The following is a 19,021-nucleotide window of genomic DNA, read 5'->3' on the forward strand; positions in this document are numbered from 1 at the left end:
CTTAAAACTGATTATAAACAAAAAGATTACTTCTGAAGTGTACAGGCAATTGATTATAAGTGCCGAATGTATTCACTACGATTTATTTATTGATAACATGTTTAATTGTATGATCATCTTGAGGATTCTATAAACCAAAATAAATGAACAAACACAATTTACGGCTATTTATAGCTGTTTTACACCTCGTATTAGTTTGCTGTTATAGTGTAACAGCGGATGCTCAAAATGAAGATGGAAATGCTGGCGGTGGTAATTTGAAATACGTTGATCCGCGTATTGGTAACGTTGGTCAATTGCTGGAACCCACCAGGCCGACAGTACAATTACCTCACCAGCTAATAAGAATGTACCCTCAACGAAATGATTACATTGACGATCAGATCTCAAGCTTTCCGTTAACTATAGTTTCTCATCGTTTAGGTCAGGTATTTGCGCTTAAACCATCGGTAAAGCCACTTTCAATAGCGGCATGGGATCAAAAATTAACTTTTGATCATGATTTGGAAGTAACACGGCCCTGGTACTATTCAACTTATCTAGTTGATGACGACATGAATGTTGAATTTACAGCTGGTAAAAAAACCGGTGTGTTCCGCTTTGCTTTTCCGCATAATTCAGCTAATAAAAGTCTTCTTTTTAACCTGTATAATGATGGTGTGGGTAGCTGGCATTTTACCGGCAACGAAATGCAGGGAATGGAAACTTATCATAATGATATAAAAGTTTACATGTATGGTGTTTTTAGCACAGCTGGTAAAACAGGCACAGTTAAAGCTGGGAAATTAGATACAAATGATTCGGCAAGCGGTATTAATGTTAAAGCCTGGATATCGTTTCCGGCAAACTCGCCTGATACAGTTGAATTCAGATATGCGATATCCTATATAAGCGCTGAACAAGCTAAGGAAAACTTTGACAACGAAATAAAAGATAAATCTTTTTTAAATGTTAAAAACAATGCAGAGGCGGCTTGGGCAAAAGTTATCAATCAGATAACAGTTATCGGTGGTACCGAAGCGCAAAAGAGATCGTTTTACACAGCTCTGTATCGTTGTAATGAGCGAATGGTTGATATATCTGAGAATAATAAATACTATAGTGGGTATGATAAAGAAATACATACCAGTAATCGCCCGTTTTATGTGGATGACTGGATTTGGGATACTTACCTGGCGCTGCATCCACTTAGGGTTATACTGGATCCTGGGATGGAGCAGGATATGGTTAATTCATATGTAACACAATACGAACAAGGGGGATGGATGCCAACTTTTCCTGTTCTTTTTGGCGATAACCCCTGTATGAATGCTTTTCACTCATCTATTATGATCCTTGATGATTATCGTAAAGGAATAAGAGGATTTGATAGTTTAAAGGCATATGAGGGAATGTTGAAAAATGCAACCCAGGCAACTATGCTTCCCTGGAGAAACGGGCCAAAAACTGTTTTAGATGATTTTTATTACAAAAATGGTTATTACCCAGCCTTGCGCCCCGGAGAGGGAGAAACGGTGGCATTGGTAAACCCTTTTGAGAAAAGACAGGCGGTAGCAGTAACGCTTGGCGGTAGCTATGATGATTGGGCGGTTGCACAAATGGCAAAAGATTTGGGCAAAGATGATGACTATAAAAAATTCAGTTTGCGGGCGCTTAATTATAAAAACCTGTGGAACGATAAGGTGAAAATGTTTATTCCAAAGGATGCCCAAGGCCACTGGATAAACATTGACCCTAAATTTGATGGTGGCATGGGGGGAAGAGATTATTATGACGAAAATAATGGTTGGACATATTTATGGCAGGTGCAATATGATGTGAAAGGTTTAATGACACTTATGGGTGGCAAAACCATGTTTGAAAATAAGCTTGACCAATTATACCGTGAAGGTTTGGGAAGAAGTAAGTATGAGTTTTGGAGTAAATTTCCGGATGCGACCGGCTTAGTAGGACAATTTTCAATGGGAAATGAACCGAGTTTTATGATACCATACCTTTACAATTTCACTAATGCTCCCTGGAAGACTCAAAACCGTGTCAGGTTCCTTCTGGATGTATGGTTTAAGGACACGATCTTCGGTATTCCTGGTGATGAGGATGGTGGTGGTATGTCAGCGTTCGTAGTGTTTTCCTCCATGGGATTTTATCCTGTTACCCCTGGAATACCATTGTATACTATCGGAAGTCCAGTATTTAAAAAAGTTGCAATCGCTCTCCCTAATGGAAAGCAGTTTACTATGATTGCTAACAACTGTTCAGTTAAGAATAAATACATACAAAGCGCCAAATTTAACGGGGAACCCTTAAATACACCATGGTTTACACATGAGCAATTAATTGCAGGTGGCGATCTTGAATTAGAAATGGGGCCTAAGCCCAATAAAAATTGGGGCAGTCAGTAGTCTCATTAATAATAATATAAGTTTACTGTTGCTAAGCCTGGTTGGATCATTCTGACCGGGCTTGATAAAGAAGAATTTATTATTAAAATCTGAACAATAATTTATAATAAATACAGCGCTACAAATCTGTATTAAGATTAGCGTATATCAATATTTACAAGTGTTATTACAAGATTAAAAGAATGTAGTATATGTAAATTAATAGATTTTTACTTATTCTCTTCACGCTTTAATAATGTCGAACTATTAAATTAATATAATTTATAAATGTGTTTTACTTAATTATCTTATTTTCAGTTAGTTATTTCTGTTTTAATTATTGCAGTCATTAATCTTTTGTTAATAGTTTATTAATTGGGTAATTCTACTTTCGATAAACAATTACTAACCAATTTTCTTAACCAAATTTAAACAGAATGAAAAAACTTTTATTTATGCTATTTCTATGGTGCATGACATTTGGAAGCTATGCAGCATTAGCGCTTGGAAAAAGTGAAATATCAATTTCACCTCATCAGCAGGTTGCAATAAGTGGAAAAATTAAAGATAGTAAGGGAGAGCCCATTCCTGGAGTAACTGTTAGGGTTGAAGGAACAAATCTAGGCACTATTTCTGACAGCCAGGGTAATTTTCGATTGAACGCGGATGCTGACGCCGTACTTCTATTTACCTTTGTTGGCTATACGCCACGAAGGATCCCGCTCAACGGACAGGTTAATATAAATGTAGTGATGGAAGAAGCGGCGACTACCTTAAATGAAGTAGTTGCAATAGGTTATGGCTCGCAAAAAAGGAGCGATATTGTGGGTTCCTATGGCAGTGTATCCGCTAAAGAGATTGCAAAACGGCCATTGGATAATGTATCCCAGGCATTGCAGGGAACGGTTTCAGGCGTAGCTGTTACTAGCCAAAGCGGGCAGCCGGGCCAGGGGCCAAGTATTATTATCCGTGGTGTTAATACCATTACGGGCGGAACGGGGCCTTTGTTTGTCATCGATGGCAACATTGGCGCTGGTGGTGATGTGAATGTAAATGATGTCGCGTCAGTCGAAGTATTAAAAGACGCTGCTGCTACTGCTATTTATGGATCTAGAGGGTCAAATGGGGTCATTCTGATCACAACAAAAACGGGGCAGTCCGGTAAAACCCAAATCAATTTTAGTACTTGGATACAAAAGGCTGAGATCCCGAAAGAGCTGGATCTGATGGATGCCTATGACTTTGCACGTTCAGTTAATGCGCAAAACGCTGCTGTAGGCACCGCTGAACCGTTTACACAGGCCCAACTCGATGCGTATAAGACAAATGGTGGTACCGATTGGCAGCGGGCTTTACAGGTGAAGCCAACGGTTGAGAATTATCAGCTGGATGTTTCAGGAGGATCAGATAAAACCACCTATCGTGTTTCCCTGAATTATCTGGACCAGCCAGGCCTTATTCTTAACCAGTGGTATAAGCAAACACGCTTTAAAAGCACACTCGATACCAAAATAAATGACCGAATGGATCTGAAGATTTACATAACTGCAAGTCTTCCTCAGAGCCATAACAATACTTATGGTGGTGGTTTAGGTGATCCATTCAATCAGGCAGCAGAATGGAGCCCTTTGTCTCCGATTCGTAACCCGGATGGTACATTCGTGCAAAGTTCTCAATATGGATCTATACAACCTAACCCAATTGCTCAGGCGCTTAGCCAGGCTAGTGATGATTCCCAAACAAATTTGAACGGACAGGTATCCTTTACTTATCGTATCATTAACGATTTAACCTTTACATCGAATGACGTGTATTCAATTGGGTCGGATCTTCAGCAACAAGTCTATGGCCCCGGAACAGCTAATTACGTAAGCGGTTCAGATTATGCCCAGGATAATTATAATAAGTCTCACGGATATTTAACCAGTAATTATCTTACATATAAAAAGACTCTTGGAGATCATTCCTTCAATATTACAGCAGGATATGAACAATCTCAGGATGAAAATGTAAACTTCCAGGCAAAATCAACCAACCTGTCTACGTATAGTTTAGGCTATTATAATCTGGCACTGGGCGGTACTCAGCAAACTTCATCCGGTTATAGTGCTGATGCTTTGATATCGTACTTTGCCCGTGCAATTTATTCATATAAAGGTAAGTATGAATTAGCAGCCAGTATACGTGACGATGGGTCTTCACACCTGATAGACAAATATAGTTCCTTCCCATCCCTGGGTTTAAGTTGGGATGTGGCGAAGGAAGATTTCTTAAAAAATTCTAATATCTTTTCTGACTTAAGAATAAAGGCTACCTATGGCCAAACTGGTAATCAATCAGTTGGTGCTTATTCAAGTATAGCTCAAATTACAACAGCTGGAAATCCGTCAACCGGATATTATTTTAGCGGTTATGGTGGCCCGGCAAGTAATGCTACATTTTTAGGAACACCTGCACCTACTTCACTGAAGTGGGAAGTTAAAACGTCTTATGATCTGAGTATTGATATGGCATTTTTAAAAGGTAGACTGACGTTTACAGCAGATGGATACACCAACAAGGTAAATAATCTTTTGTATGCTGTTCCAATACCTCAATATCTTGGTGGGGGAACTGTTCAGAAAAATATAGGCAGTATTGGCAATAAGGGATTGGAATTTGCCATTGGGGGAACACCTGTTGTAACATCTAGATTTAAATGGACTACCAATTTTAACGTGTCTATGAACCGTAATAAGGTATTAAGTTTGGAAGGTTTAGATAATATTTCGGACGGTTACGGTATTATTAAAGTAGGCCAGCCATTAGGAGAATTTTATGGGTATAAATTCTTAGGTACCTGGAAAACGGATGAAGCCAGTCAAGCTGCTTTATATGGCATGAAACCTGGCGATGCTAAGTTTCAGGATCTTAATGGTGATCATGCCTACACTTCGGCAGACTATCAGCCGATTGGCAATGCTACACCTAGATATACCTATGGATTTATTAATGATTTTAGCTATGATCGTTTTACATTAAGCTTTATGTTCCAGGGCGAACAGGGTAACGAGATCTATTCCCAAACACTGGCTTATTTGTGGGGTGGTTTAGGCGATAATAATAATGCCGAGCTTGAGGCAGCTGTTCCTGAAAACTTGTGGACTCCTGCCCATCAAACCAATAATCCCGCATGGAGCACAACAAGCCATAATTACAATAACAGTAGCCGTTACGTATACAATGCAAGTTATGCCAAGTTGAAAAACCTTTCAATTGCCTATCACATACCAGAGGATTTGCTAAAAAGAGTGCATATCAGGAATCTGGAGGTATATGTAAGCGGGCAGAACTTATTTACCATTACCAAGTACCCGGGGTATGATCCTGAGGTATTTAATGGAAATACAACTAATGATCAGGGCCAGGAATTCGGCGTAATTCCAAATCCAAGAACTTATACAGTTGGTTTCAGGCTTGGTTTGTAAATAAAGAGATGATAGTTATAAATTAAAAAATATAAAAAAATGAAAACGATAAAATTGATGTTGTTTGCATCTGTGGCATTAGTGATGTTCTCTGGATGTAACAAAATCCTTCAGGAGGATCCGAAAGCATCGCTAACACCGGCTACGTATTTTAAAACACAAAGTGATCTTGATGGCGCAGTAAGTGCAATGTACGTTGTACTTGCCAGAGATGGTTCATGGGGATTTACAAGCAAAGAAACATCTTATTTCGGCTCAGATGATCTTACAACTGACCCCGGTCTAAATAAACAAGATTCGAGGGATTTCGACAGGTTGTCCGGAGGTAGTGATAACAGTAGTATGGAAGCGCAGTGGCAAGGCCCATGGGCGTGTATATATCAGGCCAATAATGTAATCTCCAACTACCAGAAAGTTAACTCCACTGATGCTTTAAAGGCAGCTTCTGCCGGCCAGGCTTATTTTTTAAGAGGGTTATGCTATTATTATTTAGTACGCACATTTGGTGAAGTGCCTTTGGTTTTAGGAACTATCGACCCGAATTCAAGGCCGCCAAGAGCTGATGTGGCTTCAGTTTACGCTTCCATAATAAGTGATTTAAAAACAGCTAAAGGTATGTTAAGTACAACCCTGCAACAGGGTATACCGAGCACTTATTCTGCCAGTGCTATATTAGCTGATGTGTATCAAACAATGGGAGGGTGGCCGCTAAACCAAGCCAGTAATTACGCGTTAGCAGCAGCAGAAGCTAATGTAGTGATGCAAGCAGGTGTTTACAATTTAAATACACCATATGATCAGGTTTTTACCACAAATAATAGTTCTGAATCCATTTTTGCATTACAATATAACGTTGCCGCCAGTTTGCCGCAGCGCAGTTACGGATCAACTAACGTCCCTTTGGATGAAGTAGCTTTAAATGGATCAAGCGGCTGGGATGATGTTTATCCTGAACTTAATTTCTTTAGAAATGCGCCCGTTTGTACCAGGACGAACCTTACATTTTATACTACACTCAAAATAAGGAACGCCGACAATGTAACATTTACCCTGTACCCATGGGATGATTCCCATACCCACGCGAGGCACCCTTATTACAAAAAATTCCGGGCTGGGCTTAATGGAGATGGGGTTAGCGAAACGGCTACTACTATACTTTCTATTAACCCAAGTACAAATAAGGCCTATGATATAATGAGGTATCCACAAGTACTGTTAAACTATGCAGAATCATCAGATATGGCGGGTGGGGCACCAACAGCAGCTGGTTATGCTGCCATTAATATGGTGAGGGCACGAGCTGGTGAGGCTCCGCTAACCCCTGGCCTATCCCAACTAGCATTCCGTGACTCAGTTGTGTACGAAAGAGCTTATGAATGCGCAGGGGAGTTTGGTGTGCGCTGGTTTGATATCGTGCGCCTGCAATTACTGCCAGCAGTGGTTGCCGCAAGAGACCCTTCCGAAAATGCAATTCCTCCCGGGGTAAATATCCAGGAGAAATATATAGCGCCAATTCCATATAGTGAAATGATATTAAATCCTAGTTGGAAACAAAATCCCGGATATTAATTACATTTAATCTCACAGTGAGGGATAATTTATGCCGACAAAAAAAAATAAAACCCAATCATTAGAGGCGCTTTCCAAAAGAAAAATCAGGTTATTTAAAGGGATCAGTATTTTACTGGTCCCTTTAACCATTTTATTCTTATTTGAGCTGGGCTTAAGAATATTCAACTATGGAAATAATCTGGATTTGTTTATAACGGACAAGGACAATAGTAATTACCTTGTATTTAACCCGGATGCTTCGAAAAGATATTTCACAGACAATGATTTTGCTACAACAGGAAATATTGAACCATTTAAGAAAAAAAAGGATAATAATACTATACGTATTTTTGTTTTAGGCGAATCAACCACCATTGGTTATCCGTATTTTCATAATGGGTCTTTCCACCGTTGGCTGCAATATCGCTTAATGCATACTTTTCCTGACAAGAACTTTGAAATCATTAATCTCTCCTTAACTGCGGTTAACTCTTATACTGTTTTAGGTTTTGCCAAAGAAGTTGTCAATTATGAACCTGATGCGGTATTAGTTTATACCGGACATAACGAATTTTATGGCGCTTTAGGTGCTGCATCCACTCAACATATAAGCAGCAACCGTTTTATTGTAAATTTTATACTTGATCTTCGGGAGTTAAAGCTCGCTCAGTTAATAACAAACCTTTATGGAAGCTTAACTAGCTTTCATAACGACGACAAAGCGGAGCATAGTGAAACTCGTATGCAGTTAATGGCTGCAAAACAAGAAATTCCTTATCAGTCGGCTTTATATAAGAAAGGGGTAAACCAGTTCGAAACAAATATGGATGCGGTACTCAGTCTATTTAATAAACAACATATTCCGGTTTTTTTAAGTAATCTGGTAAGTAATGAGAAAGACCTAAAACCATTTATAAGTATTGAACCGAGTGATTCATCAGCTTCAGCTTTTAAAAAAAATTATTTGATAGGGTTAAAGGCCTTAAATAATAATGATTTTTCAGGAGCATACCATTATTTAAACCAAGCGGAAAAGCAATATAACAAGAGTGCCCTTTGTAATTATTATCTGGGCAAGGTGTGTTTTGCCAGAGGGGATTTTGATCGGGCCAGGCAATATTTTCTTAAAGCTCAGGATCTTGACGGGTTGAGGTTCCGGGCACCGGAGGAATTTAATGCCATTATTACTAAGCTATGCCTTAGATATCCGAACACCCACCTGGTGGATACTAAAGGTGCATTTGAATCATATGCTGATCATCATATCATAGGAAACGAACTTATCCTGGACCATGTCCATCCTAATTTGAAAGGTTACGCGATTATGTCTGATGCATTCTATAATGAACTCAGGAAAACTAAAATGTTGCCGGATGGTGACCGGGCCAACGAAATGTCCTTTACGCAATTACTTCAAAGAATGCCTGTTAGCAGGACTGATTCAATTGCGGGGATGGATCGAATATTTAACCTTAAATCTCATTGGCCTTACAATGACCCAAATGCAAAGGATTCGATAAAGGCTGACAATGCGGAACAAACATTTGCCTATGACCTGGTTTTTAATAAAGCTAACTGGAGTGTTACAATGAATTCCTTATATATATATTATGTTGGCTATCATCGATATAAAGAAGCGAAGGATGTTGTTGAGAACTTGATATTGGAAGATCCGGGTAATGATGATCTATATGAGAAAGCGGCCGCACTGGATGGGACGCTAAAAGATGATAAAAGCGCTTTATACAATTTTAAAAAATCATTTGCCATATCTCCTTCATTTGAGAAAGCCAGGTATATTTTGGTACTGTATTTAAAGTACGATCAACCTGAAAATGCGATACCGTATATCGATTATGGAATTTCAAATAATACTTCAGGTTTAAACCTTAACGGACTTAAAACCTATACAGAGAATGTTATACAATTAAAAAAGAGCTATTTGGCAGACTCTACCAATGTCAAAATTTTAAATCAGATTGCGGGCACTTATTTATCGATGGAAAATCAGGATGGTGCAGAAAAGTATATTGAAAAAGCTTCGAAAATCGATCCGGAAAATGTCGATACCAAATTATTGATTTCAAAAATGAATAATTTGTCTGTTAAAAATGAGCACAAGTAAATGGTGGCATGTGTATTAGTGTACTGGCTAATAGCTTACAACCCCAATAGGTTAAGATTAGTAATATGATTTAAATTTTTGATAATGAAATACTTGTTTTTTTTAATTCTTGTTTTCACTGCTGTAACGGTTCATGGGCAACCTGGTGATAAAATAAAAGTAGCCTGTATAGGCGCCAGTATTACCTATGGCGCGCGTTTGGAGAACAGAGAACAAAACTGTTATCCGGCACAATTACAAAAAATGCTTGGCGATAAATATCAGGTAGTAAATTATGGGGTAAGCGGTACTACGCTATTGCGTAAGGGCGATTATCCTTATTGGCGTACCCCGCAATATAAAGATGCATTAGCCAATAATCCCGATATAGTTATTATTGACTTGGGCGGGAATGATAGCAAACTAATTAACCGTATACACCTGGATGAATATGAACAAGATTACCGGGATTTTATTCATTCCTTCACTCAGTTACCATCACACCCACGGATTATTTTATTGCTGGCCATGCCATCTTTTGAAAAAGATACTACAGGTATATGGGATTCGGAAATTGTTAAGCAGGTTAATCCGCGCATACAAAATGTAGCTTATACGGAGCATGTTGAGGTGATAGATATGCATTCGCCATTTGTAAATAAAGAGGCGAATATGCCTGATAAAATACATCCTGACATAGAAGGGGCAGGCATTATGGCCCAGAATGTATATAGGGTAATAACCGATACAAAACCCGGCATTAGCCAATTGGATGGCTATAATGTAAGCTGGGATACTCCCGGACCCAGCTCATCGCAATCAATGCCGACTGGCAATGGCGATATAGGACTGAATGTTTGGGTTGAACCTAATGGCGACCTTTGTTTTTATATTGGGAAGACGGACGCATGGGGTGCGGCTTCATCTACAGAAAAAAATACGTGGATAAAGGCTGGGGGGATATTGATGAAATTAGGGAAAGTACGTGTTTCCGTAAATCCTAATCCTTTATTAAATCCGGGTGCATCCTTTCAGCAAATACTTAAACTGCATAACAACGAAATAGTAGTTAATGAAGGTGCCGGAGACAATGCTGTGCAGCTTAGGGTATGGGTTGATGCTAATCATCCGGTGATCAGGGTAGAATCAAAAAGCGTAAGACCGGCTTCTGTAAGGGTTACATTGGATGACTGGCGTATAGGTAATGGTGACACTATCCTGGCCAAACGGGAGAATAAAATCACCTGGTATCACCAAAATCCTGATGATGCAGACTCGCACTTGCGCAGGATTATCTTTGGTGGGGTTATTAAAGGGAGTCAGTTGGTTTATAAAGATGATACCACACTAGAATCACACACAGCAGTAACCAATCAATTGATTTCTATTTATCCATTAACTACAAAAGAGCTATCCGCCAAAAAATGGTTATCGAAAGTTAACAATCAGGCCGCGCAAATAGAAGAGCTTCCATTAGAACAAACGCGGTTGGCGCACCAGCAATGGTGGGATCAATTTTGGCACAGGAGCTGGATATTTATTAGAGGGAATAAATTAGCAGATAGTACAACCAAAGGTTATATTTTACAGCGATTTGTAACTGCTTGTGCAGGCCGGGGCGCTTATCCAATTAAGTTTAACGGCTCAATATTCGTTGTAGACAATACTGCTTATAAGTCAAATGAAAAATCACCGGCCAGTTTAATAGACGCTGATTATAGGGAATGGGGCGGACAATACTGGATGCAAAATACACGGGCTATGTATTGGCCGCGGTTAATGGCAGGTGATTTTGATGAAATGTTGCCTCTTTTTAACATGTATGCCCAGATATTGCCGGATAATGCCAAACAGGTAAAAAATTTCTATCATCATGGAGGAGCATATTTTGCGGAAACTTCGCCTTTCTGGGGTGGCTTATCATACATGGGGCCTGAAGTGAAGGAAAATTGGACCGGCCACTACTTTACGCCTATATTAGAGTTAAGCATGATGATGCTTGATTACTATGAGTATACCTGTGATCAAAAATTCGCCAAAGAAACGCTTTTGCCAATCGCATCGGCAGGTATACAATTTTTTGACCAACACTTTGGTCGTGATGCGCAGGGAAAACTGTTGCTTGACCCCGATAACTCAATCGAAATGTTTTGGAAAGTGCATGACCCGGCACCGGATATTGCCGGCCTGCATGCTGTGATAAGTCGTTTAATAGCTCTGCCGGATAATTTAGTTGATAAACAAACGAAAGCAGACTGGCAACGGATTTATAAAGAATTACCTGAACTACCTGTTGGTAATGAGGATGGGAAACCTGTTTTATTGCCTTATACCGGGCCTCAAACCATAAAAGGGCATAATCTGGAAAACCCCGAACTGTATGCAATTTATCCTTTCAGGCTCTATGGCTTAGGTAAACCCGATCTGCCGTTAGCCGTGAACACATTCGAGGTTCGTAAATTTAAGGATAAAGGCTGCTGGGTACAAGACCCTATACAGGCCGCTATGCTCGGGCTGACGGATGATGCCCAAAGCTATGTTACCTTTGATTTAACCCGTAAGGAGCCTACGCTTAAATTTCCGGCATTTTGGGCAACTGGGCATGATTATGCACCTGATGAGGATAATGGAGGGAATGGTGAAAATGGATTGCAACAAATGCTGATGCAAACTGATGGCAAAAAGATTATTCTTTTACCCGCCTGGCCAAAAGTATGGAGTGCTGATTTTAAACTAAATGCGCCATATAATACAACAGTACAGGGGACAGTAGAAAATGGGAAGATAACAAGCTTGGTGATCACGCCTGCCTTCAGGATGGCTGACGTGGTTATCGAAGGGAAGTAAATTAGGTATAAAAATTATAACGTACAATTTAAACGGATTGATGAATATTATAGCTGTTTAATCAAAAAACGAAAAGCCTGCAATGAGTTTATTTTCAGGCTTTTTGTTTTTTTTAATGCAAATTTAGTGGAGATTCGACGAAATACTCACCACTTTTTCTGTACATATTAATTGCAGATCTTATTAACCAGCGAGTCCGGCTTTTGAGAATAACACAAACAATGCTACCATAACAGCAATTAGCAGGGCATTTACCCAATGACGTCCCCGCCAGGGTGTCAGGTAACTATTAATTACTTTTACCGGGCGTTTAACAGGTTTCATTGGAGCAAATTTGCCAATAATCAACATTAATGCCGTGGTAGCAATAAACAAGAGTGCCAAGATATGAAGAAAATTTATACCCGTGTGAAATACAAATTGGGTTAGCAGATATCCGGAGGCGCAAAATATGATTCCACACTTAGCAGCTATTGGAGGTACCTTTTTGGTGATAAAGCCAACAAACATTACCGTAAAAATAGGGATGCTAAACGTTGCGTTAGCTTTTTGCATATAAGTATAGAAGTTACTATTGGCAAAAATGATCATCGGGGCTAATAATATTGCGATCAGCGCAGCTACTGTTTCAAATTTTCTTGATGCAAATAACAATGTGGCATCATTAAAACTTTTTCTATGCTTTATTAGATAAGGCCTGTAAATATTTAAAATGAAGAGTGTGCCGGAACTATTCAAGGCTTTAGAGAACGAAGTTATAGTCGCTCCGAATACTATCGCTGCTATAAATCCGCAAATGGCTGGGGGGGTAAGGTCCCTGACTAATTTAGGGAATACCTGGATGGTTTGGGGCATATGCTCAAAAGCGTGTACGGCTATAATACCCGGTAACATAAAAAGAAACGGGCCTGCCAGCTTTCCGCAACAGGTTAAGGCGATACCTTTCTGGCTCATTTCCAGGTTTTTTGCAGAGAGTGCCTGTTGGACAATAACCTGCTCTGTTCCCCAATAAAATAAATTAACCAGTAACATTCCTGTAAAAATGCCCGAAAAGGGTACGGCATCCGTAGCACTGCCAATAGCGTTTAAATGCTCTTTATGCGTAGTCAATAATTGATGCCATCCGGAACTCCAATCACCATGCCCAATATAGCGCAGACCAAAATAAGTGAGGAAAACGCCTCCTACAAATAAGCAAACACCTAACAAAATATCAGATACGGCAATGATCTTCAGTCCACCCAATACCGAATAGGTGCCCCCTGCTATGCCCATAAAAACTACCATGATAATGATCCCACCAAAATAGGAGCAATGGAAAATATCAGAAATCCGAAACATACCATTAAGCGCGACTGCGCCGGTATAAAGGATGATAGGCAAAAGGTTTACCATATAACCAATCAGGAAGATGGCGCTCACCAACATTTTTGTTCCGTTGTCGAAACGGGTTTTCAAAAAATCCGGGGTCGTATTAATTCCGCCACGCAGATAAATAGGCATAATAAACTCCGAAACGATGACCATAGCAAATACGGAGCTCACGCCCCAAGCCATAGTAGTCATATTATTGATATAAGCGGCTTCGCTGCCACCCAGGAATTCAGCGGCATTTACATTGGTGAAGAACAAGGCGCAGCCAACAGCGGCAAAGCTTAGTTTCCTGTTGGCAAAAAACAGGCCTGCAACGTTTTTTATTTTGCTTTTTTTGGAATTTAAAACTGATACAGCAATAATGGCAATGATTACTGCCAGGAAACTAATTAAAGCTACGCCATTCATTTTTTAAAGCGAATCCCGGCGTTTTAATACGGTAGGAATTACCTCCTGCACTTGTTCACGCCCAATTATAGCCTGACCAACCCGTTTTCCCATTTGCACAAAATCTGTAGAGTAAGTTGTTATACCGCCACCGATCAGTTCTTTAATTACTTCGTCATTGTGGGATAAAATGCCGATATCTCTTCCCGGCTTCAGCTTTTTTATTTTACAATCCTTCAATATTTCCCAAATTTCTGCATTGTTCAAGGAAAAATAAACTTTCCCCTGTTCTACCGATCCTGGAATGTATTCAGGAAGCATTCTTGCATTAATATCAAAATCTTTAACAAACTTTTTAAACGCCCTTATAATTTCCAATGGATTAAGTGATCCCGGTAAATGAAAGAAGATCATTTCGTCGTATAGTTTGATTTTTTCTGCCAGAGCCGAGAATACTTCGTAGGAAGAGGTTTCAAATTCCTGGGTTACATAGTTGAATTCCTCGCTTAGGGGTTCAAAACGATCAAACATAATGAACTTATTGCGTGGCAAAGGGTCCAGCAATTGTTTGGTTTTGGGATGGGGGATCGGAGATACTACGTACATCCCATATTTCCCCTTAACCATATCCATAATGCTTTCAAATATCGTAATGTTGCCATGGTGAAAGAATACATCTATCTGAACATTAACGCCCAATTCATCCCTGAAACTACGGTAAAACTGTTCCTGAAAAGAATCCATAAGATACATCACTAAGGCAACCTTAAGTGTCTGATCGGTATTTTCGTTTGCTACATAAAAGCCCAAACGGTTTTTTGATTGAACAATTCCCCGGCTGATCAGATCTTTATAACCTTTCATTATGGTTGCCCTGGCGAAGCTTAACTTCTTAACCATTGTATTTACCGAGGGAAGCGCTTCACCTTTAGAAACGATACTTTCATTAATAGCGTTTATTATGCCATTAACAAACTGATCGTGTTTAGAGAAGGACGGCATTTGTTCCAGTTCCAGTATTTTTTCATAGATGGTTACCATATGCGATTGTGTAGATTATGGGTTTTCAAAATGTTAACCGCAAAAAGCTGTTTGGTCGTAGTCATATTTATTATCTTGGTAATAATGTTAGGTGTAAATATAGCCTGTTCTATTCTGTTTACAATAAAAAGCGTTAATAATTTCACTTAACTAATTAACGCTAAACGGTCAAATTAATTAATATTAATTTAGAGTATACCTTGCTGCCGTAATTGTTTATGATCTTCTGTCAGCGCTAACGTGGTCGATAAAAAAGACAACTTTTTTCGTAAATAATTTGATATAACAGAAAATATATTGTTCTTTACGGAATTAAGAATAGACCAGAATAGCATAATAATTATTGAAGAATATTTCCCCACATCTACGACTGTGGCATTCTTTGGCTTGTTTTGACTGCGGTCTTTATTCTTCTCAAAATAATTATGATAAAGCGATATATATTGGTGATTTTTCTTTTTTTTTCGTCTAACTTATTTGCGCAGCAATATCGCTGGAATTTGACTGCAGGTGGGGGAATAGAGTGGAGTATAGGTAAACATACAGCAAAGCATTTGGATCATGTGGAAATGAGTGGAAGGCAGGTTTCGGTGATTGTTACTTACGGTATTGATAGTCTTCGTCATGCTGTCATTCATAAAAGTGTGATATTTCCGATGCTGCGGATCATTCCAAATGATACCAGGGGGAATCTTCAGCGAGATTTTAAACAACCCATCACGCAGGTTATGATCAACGGCCGGGCGGTTACTGAATCACCGGTAGCATTTTCTTTCAATGGTATCCTACATATGGTATCAACGGCCGGTGAGGGTATAACAATTGAACATAATATATTCCCTTCTTTTGATAAGGCAGCCGTTATTGAACAATGTATCATCAGTAATAAGGGTAAGCAGCCCGTTGATATTTCTGTGCCTAAGTGGGATCACAAAGATACCACTGATGCCACTAAAGGTGTTTATGGCGCTTATGTTCTGGAAAACAAGTTATATGGTGCAGGTAAAGCCAAATTGTTACCCGGAGGCAAGTACACTTATTCGGTTATTATATCCGGCTACAAGGTATGTGAACAAGCTTATCACTACTCTGCAAATTATGAGTACCTCAAAAGAATGGATTTTTTGAAAGAACTTAACCATGAACTGGTTTTAAAAACGCCTGATGACACGTTAAACGCGATGTTTAACTTTTCGAAAATAAGGGCGAGTGAAAGTATTTATGACACTAAAAACGGTTTGATGCACAGCCCCGGTGGTGGATCTTATTATGCTGCTATATGGGCAAATGATGAGGCAGAGTATGTTAACCCATTTTTTCCTTTTTTGGGTAACGGTGCCGGTAATGAATCGGCAATAAACGCTTTCAGATTATTTGCAGGCTATATGAATAAAGATTTTAAACCGATACCCAGTTCAATAATTGCTGAAGGAACTGGTTTTTGGGCAGGTGCAGGAGATAGGGGCGACCAGGCTATGATCGCGTATGGCGCATCGAGATTTGCGCTGGCTTATGGCGATGTGTCCGAAGCAGAAAAATTGTGGCCGCTTATCAATTGGTGCTTTGAATATCTGGAAAAAAAGAAAACTCTGGATGGCGTAATCGCTTCCGATGCAGACGAATTGGAAGGCAGATTCCCTGCAGGCAAAGTAAATCTCTCTACTAATGTCCTCGCCTACGGCGCGATGATCAGTGCTTCGCATTTGGCTACAGCATTAGGCAAGAATGAAGTAGCACTGGATCTAAAACAGCGCGCTACTAAACTGAAGGTAGCGATTGGCAAATACTTTGGTGGCAATGTTCAGGGTTTTAATACGTACAAGTATTACGAAGGCGGTACCAAGTTAAGATCCTGGATTGGACTACCATTGGTGATGGGGATACTTGACAGAAAGCAGGAAACCCTTAAGGCTCTTTATTCACCTTTTTTATGGACAAAAGAAGGTATGCTTACAGAATCGGGATCGGATACTTATTGGGACCGTGCGCTGCTTTATGCACTAAGGGGATCATTTTACGCGGGTGCCACAGATAGCACCTTGAAATATCTGAAATATTATTCAGGAAAAAGGCTTTTAGGGGAACACGTTCCTTATGCTATTGAAGCCTGGCCTGAGGGCGATCAGCGACAGCTTTCAGCCGAAAGCGGGCTTTATTGCAGATGTATTACAGAAGGTTTATTTGGCTTACAGCCAACTGGCTTTAATTCCTTTTCGATAACCCCTTATCTACCCAAAGGATGGAATGAGATGGAGCTTGAGCATGTGAAAGCTTTCAATAGCGATTTTACAATTCGGGTTTTAAGAGATGAAAAAGGTGGTGAAAAGATTATTATTAAAGAATCAACCGGTAAAATAAAAACATATTCCTTTAATAATAAAATACCCGTGGATATTACACTATAATTATATGATTAATAGAGCAACAATGAGAAAGGCTATTTTAATGCTGGTTTTAATTATTTCCTGCGCGCTGGTTCATGCACAGAACAATAATTTACAGTTTAAATCTGCTGACACTGCTTTACAAACCGCTTTTCAGCGGGCAAAAGACATGGCTTTACATTATAAAGGAAAGTCGGACGATCCCGTAGGCCCCTGGTATGAATCGGCATTGCCACCGCGTTTTGCTTTTTGTATGCGTGATGTTTCGCACCAGAGTTTGGGCGCAGAGGTGCTTGGTCTCGATAAAGAAAACAAAAATATGCTTACTCGTTTTGTAGAAAATATATCTGCAAATAAAGACTGGTGTACGTACTGGGAAATCAACCACTTCGGCAAACCGGCCCCTGAAGATTACAGAGATGATAAGCATTTTTGGTTCAATCTGAATGCGAATTTTGACGTATTGAATACTTGTTTGAATTTATATTTGTGGACTGGTGACCAAGAGTATATTAAAGGAGCTGCCTTTAAGAGTTTTTATGAAAAAACTGCCAATGAATATATAAAGGTCTGGATATTAGAGCCTGATTCTTTGCTCACAAGGCCAGCACATCCCAATGTTACGCTTCCTTATAATCCCGCCGATGCAATGCAACGATGTCGTGGTCTTCCTTCTTATTCAGAAGGGGTGCCAAATATTAAAATGGGTTCCGATTTGATTGCCGCTATTTATAGGGGGCTGCTTTCTTATGCTGAGATCTTGAAAATTAACGGAGAAACCGCGAAGGCATTGACAATTTCAAAAAAAGCCGAGAAATACCGAGAGGCGTTGGATTCCAAGTGGTGGGATAAAAATGATCAGCTTTATTATACCTACCTAAGCAGTAACAATAAGTTTGGTAAAACGGAAGGTGAAACTTTCTTGCTATGGTTTAACGCCATAACGGATTCGGTAAGAAAGCAGAAAACAATTCAACACTTGCTTAGTAAAAATTGGAACGTGGAGAACCTTTCCTATTTTCCATATATCCTATATGTTAACGGATACCCGGACAAGGCATATGCCTATATGCTAAAATTAACCGATCCTAAAACGGATAGGAGAGAGTATCCGGAAGTTTCCTTTGGGGTGATAAAAGGGTTTACCGAGGGTTTGATGGGCATCTCGGCCGATGCACGCTATAATCAACTAACTACCCTGTATCGCAATACAGTTGATGTTAGTTCTACCCTTACGTCCGTACCTGTGCTCAATACGATTATTGATCTGACGCATGAAGATAGAAAAACCTCGACCATCACAAATGTTGGCAATGTCACTATTCAATGGCAACCTAAATTTGCCGGTAATTATACTTCAATATTTATTGACGGGAAGGGTTTTAAGGCCATGCACGAAAGGGATTGGCTGGGTAACGAGTTTTCTTATGCCGATGTGAGTTTGAAAGCTGGACAAAAAATAACAGCTTTGGTAAAATAAATAAC

General features: G+C 39.5%; 9 protein-coding genes. 7 read left to right on the forward strand and 2 right to left on the reverse strand.

Features of this window, described 5'->3' with window-relative positions; translation table 11 throughout:
- The first annotated feature begins 143 nt into the window (after positions 1 to 143).
- From GSQ74_RS07275 to GSQ74_RS07295, 5 genes are all read left to right on the forward strand, one after another.
- Positions 144 to 2,402 (forward strand): GH92 family glycosyl hydrolase, encoded by a 2,259-nt coding sequence (locus GSQ74_RS07275; RefSeq protein ID WP_158991642.1) that lies wholly within the window; start codon positions 144 to 146, stop codon positions 2,400 to 2,402.
- A gap of 416 nt (positions 2,403 to 2,818) precedes the next feature.
- Positions 2,819 to 5,848, forward strand: a complete 3,030-nt coding sequence (locus tag GSQ74_RS07280; RefSeq protein ID WP_158991644.1) for a TonB-dependent receptor — start codon at positions 2,819 to 2,821, stop codon at positions 5,846 to 5,848.
- 39 nt (positions 5,849 to 5,887) lie between these two features.
- A complete protein-coding gene (locus tag GSQ74_RS07285) occupies positions 5,888 to 7,417 on the forward strand; it encodes a RagB/SusD family nutrient uptake outer membrane protein (RefSeq protein WP_158991646.1) in 1,530 nt (509 codons plus the stop codon).
- Between the two features lie 31 nt (positions 7,418 to 7,448).
- Positions 7,449 to 9,524: a tetratricopeptide repeat protein gene (locus tag GSQ74_RS07290; RefSeq protein ID WP_158991648.1), complete on the forward strand. Its 2,076-nt coding sequence runs from the start codon at positions 7,449 to 7,451 to the stop codon at positions 9,522 to 9,524.
- 84 nt (positions 9,525 to 9,608) lie between these two features.
- Positions 9,609 to 12,350, forward strand: coding sequence for a DUF5703 domain-containing protein (locus GSQ74_RS07295; protein ID WP_158991650.1), 2,742 nt, complete (start codon positions 9,609 to 9,611; stop codon positions 12,348 to 12,350).
- Between the two features lie 183 nt (positions 12,351 to 12,533).
- Here the strand turns inward: GSQ74_RS07295 and GSQ74_RS07300 are convergent, their stop codons facing one another.
- Both GSQ74_RS07300 and GSQ74_RS07305 read right to left on the reverse strand, forming a co-directional pair.
- Positions 12,534 to 14,132, reverse strand: coding sequence for a solute:sodium symporter family transporter (locus GSQ74_RS07300; RefSeq protein WP_158991652.1), 1,599 nt, complete (start codon positions 14,130 to 14,132; stop codon positions 12,534 to 12,536).
- Between the two features lie 3 nt (positions 14,133 to 14,135).
- Positions 14,136 to 15,152 carry a GntR family transcriptional regulator gene (locus tag GSQ74_RS07305; RefSeq protein ID WP_158991654.1) on the reverse strand — a complete coding sequence of 339 codons (1,017 nt, stop codon included), beginning with the start codon at positions 15,150 to 15,152 and terminating at the stop codon, positions 14,136 to 14,138.
- A 425-nt stretch (positions 15,153 to 15,577) separates the two neighbouring features.
- Here GSQ74_RS07305 and GSQ74_RS07310 point away from each other — a divergent pair, with 425 nt between their 5' ends.
- Both GSQ74_RS07310 and GSQ74_RS07315 read left to right on the forward strand, forming a co-directional pair.
- Entirely contained in the window at positions 15,578 to 17,557 is a 1,980-nt protein-coding gene (locus GSQ74_RS07310) for a hypothetical protein (protein WP_216846690.1), read from the forward strand.
- A gap of 22 nt (positions 17,558 to 17,579) precedes the next feature.
- On the forward strand, positions 17,580 to 19,016 hold the full coding sequence (locus tag GSQ74_RS07315) for a hypothetical protein (RefSeq protein WP_158991656.1): 1,437 nt from the start codon (positions 17,580 to 17,582) through the stop codon (positions 19,014 to 19,016).
- Positions 19,017 to 19,021: the final 5 nt, after the last annotated feature.

The organism is Mucilaginibacter sp. L196 (assembly GCF_009765905.1).
Taxonomy (GTDB): domain Bacteria; phylum Bacteroidota; class Bacteroidia; order Sphingobacteriales; family Sphingobacteriaceae; genus Mucilaginibacter.

Coding starts and splice junctions, on each gene's coding strand:
- GSQ74_RS07275 (WP_158991642.1), top strand. CDS start 144: ATGAACAAACACAATTTACGGCTATTTATAGCTGTTTTACACCTCGTA.
- GSQ74_RS07280 (WP_158991644.1), top strand. CDS start 2,819: ATGAAAAAACTTTTATTTATGCTATTTCTATGGTGCATGACATTTGGA.
- GSQ74_RS07285 (WP_158991646.1), top strand. CDS start 5,888: ATGAAAACGATAAAATTGATGTTGTTTGCATCTGTGGCATTAGTGATG.
- GSQ74_RS07290 (WP_158991648.1), top strand. CDS start 7,449: ATGCCGACAAAAAAAAATAAAACCCAATCATTAGAGGCGCTTTCCAAA.
- GSQ74_RS07295 (WP_158991650.1), top strand. CDS start 9,609: ATGAAATACTTGTTTTTTTTAATTCTTGTTTTCACTGCTGTAACGGTT.
- GSQ74_RS07300 (WP_158991652.1), bottom strand. CDS start 14,132: ATGAATGGCGTAGCTTTAATTAGTTTCCTGGCAGTAATCATTGCCATT.
- GSQ74_RS07305 (WP_158991654.1), bottom strand. CDS start 15,152: ATGGTAACCATCTATGAAAAAATACTGGAACTGGAACAAATGCCGTCC.
- GSQ74_RS07310 (WP_216846690.1), top strand. CDS start 15,578: ATGATAAAGCGATATATATTGGTGATTTTTCTTTTTTTTTCGTCTAAC.
- GSQ74_RS07315 (WP_158991656.1), top strand. CDS start 17,580: ATGAGAAAGGCTATTTTAATGCTGGTTTTAATTATTTCCTGCGCGCTG.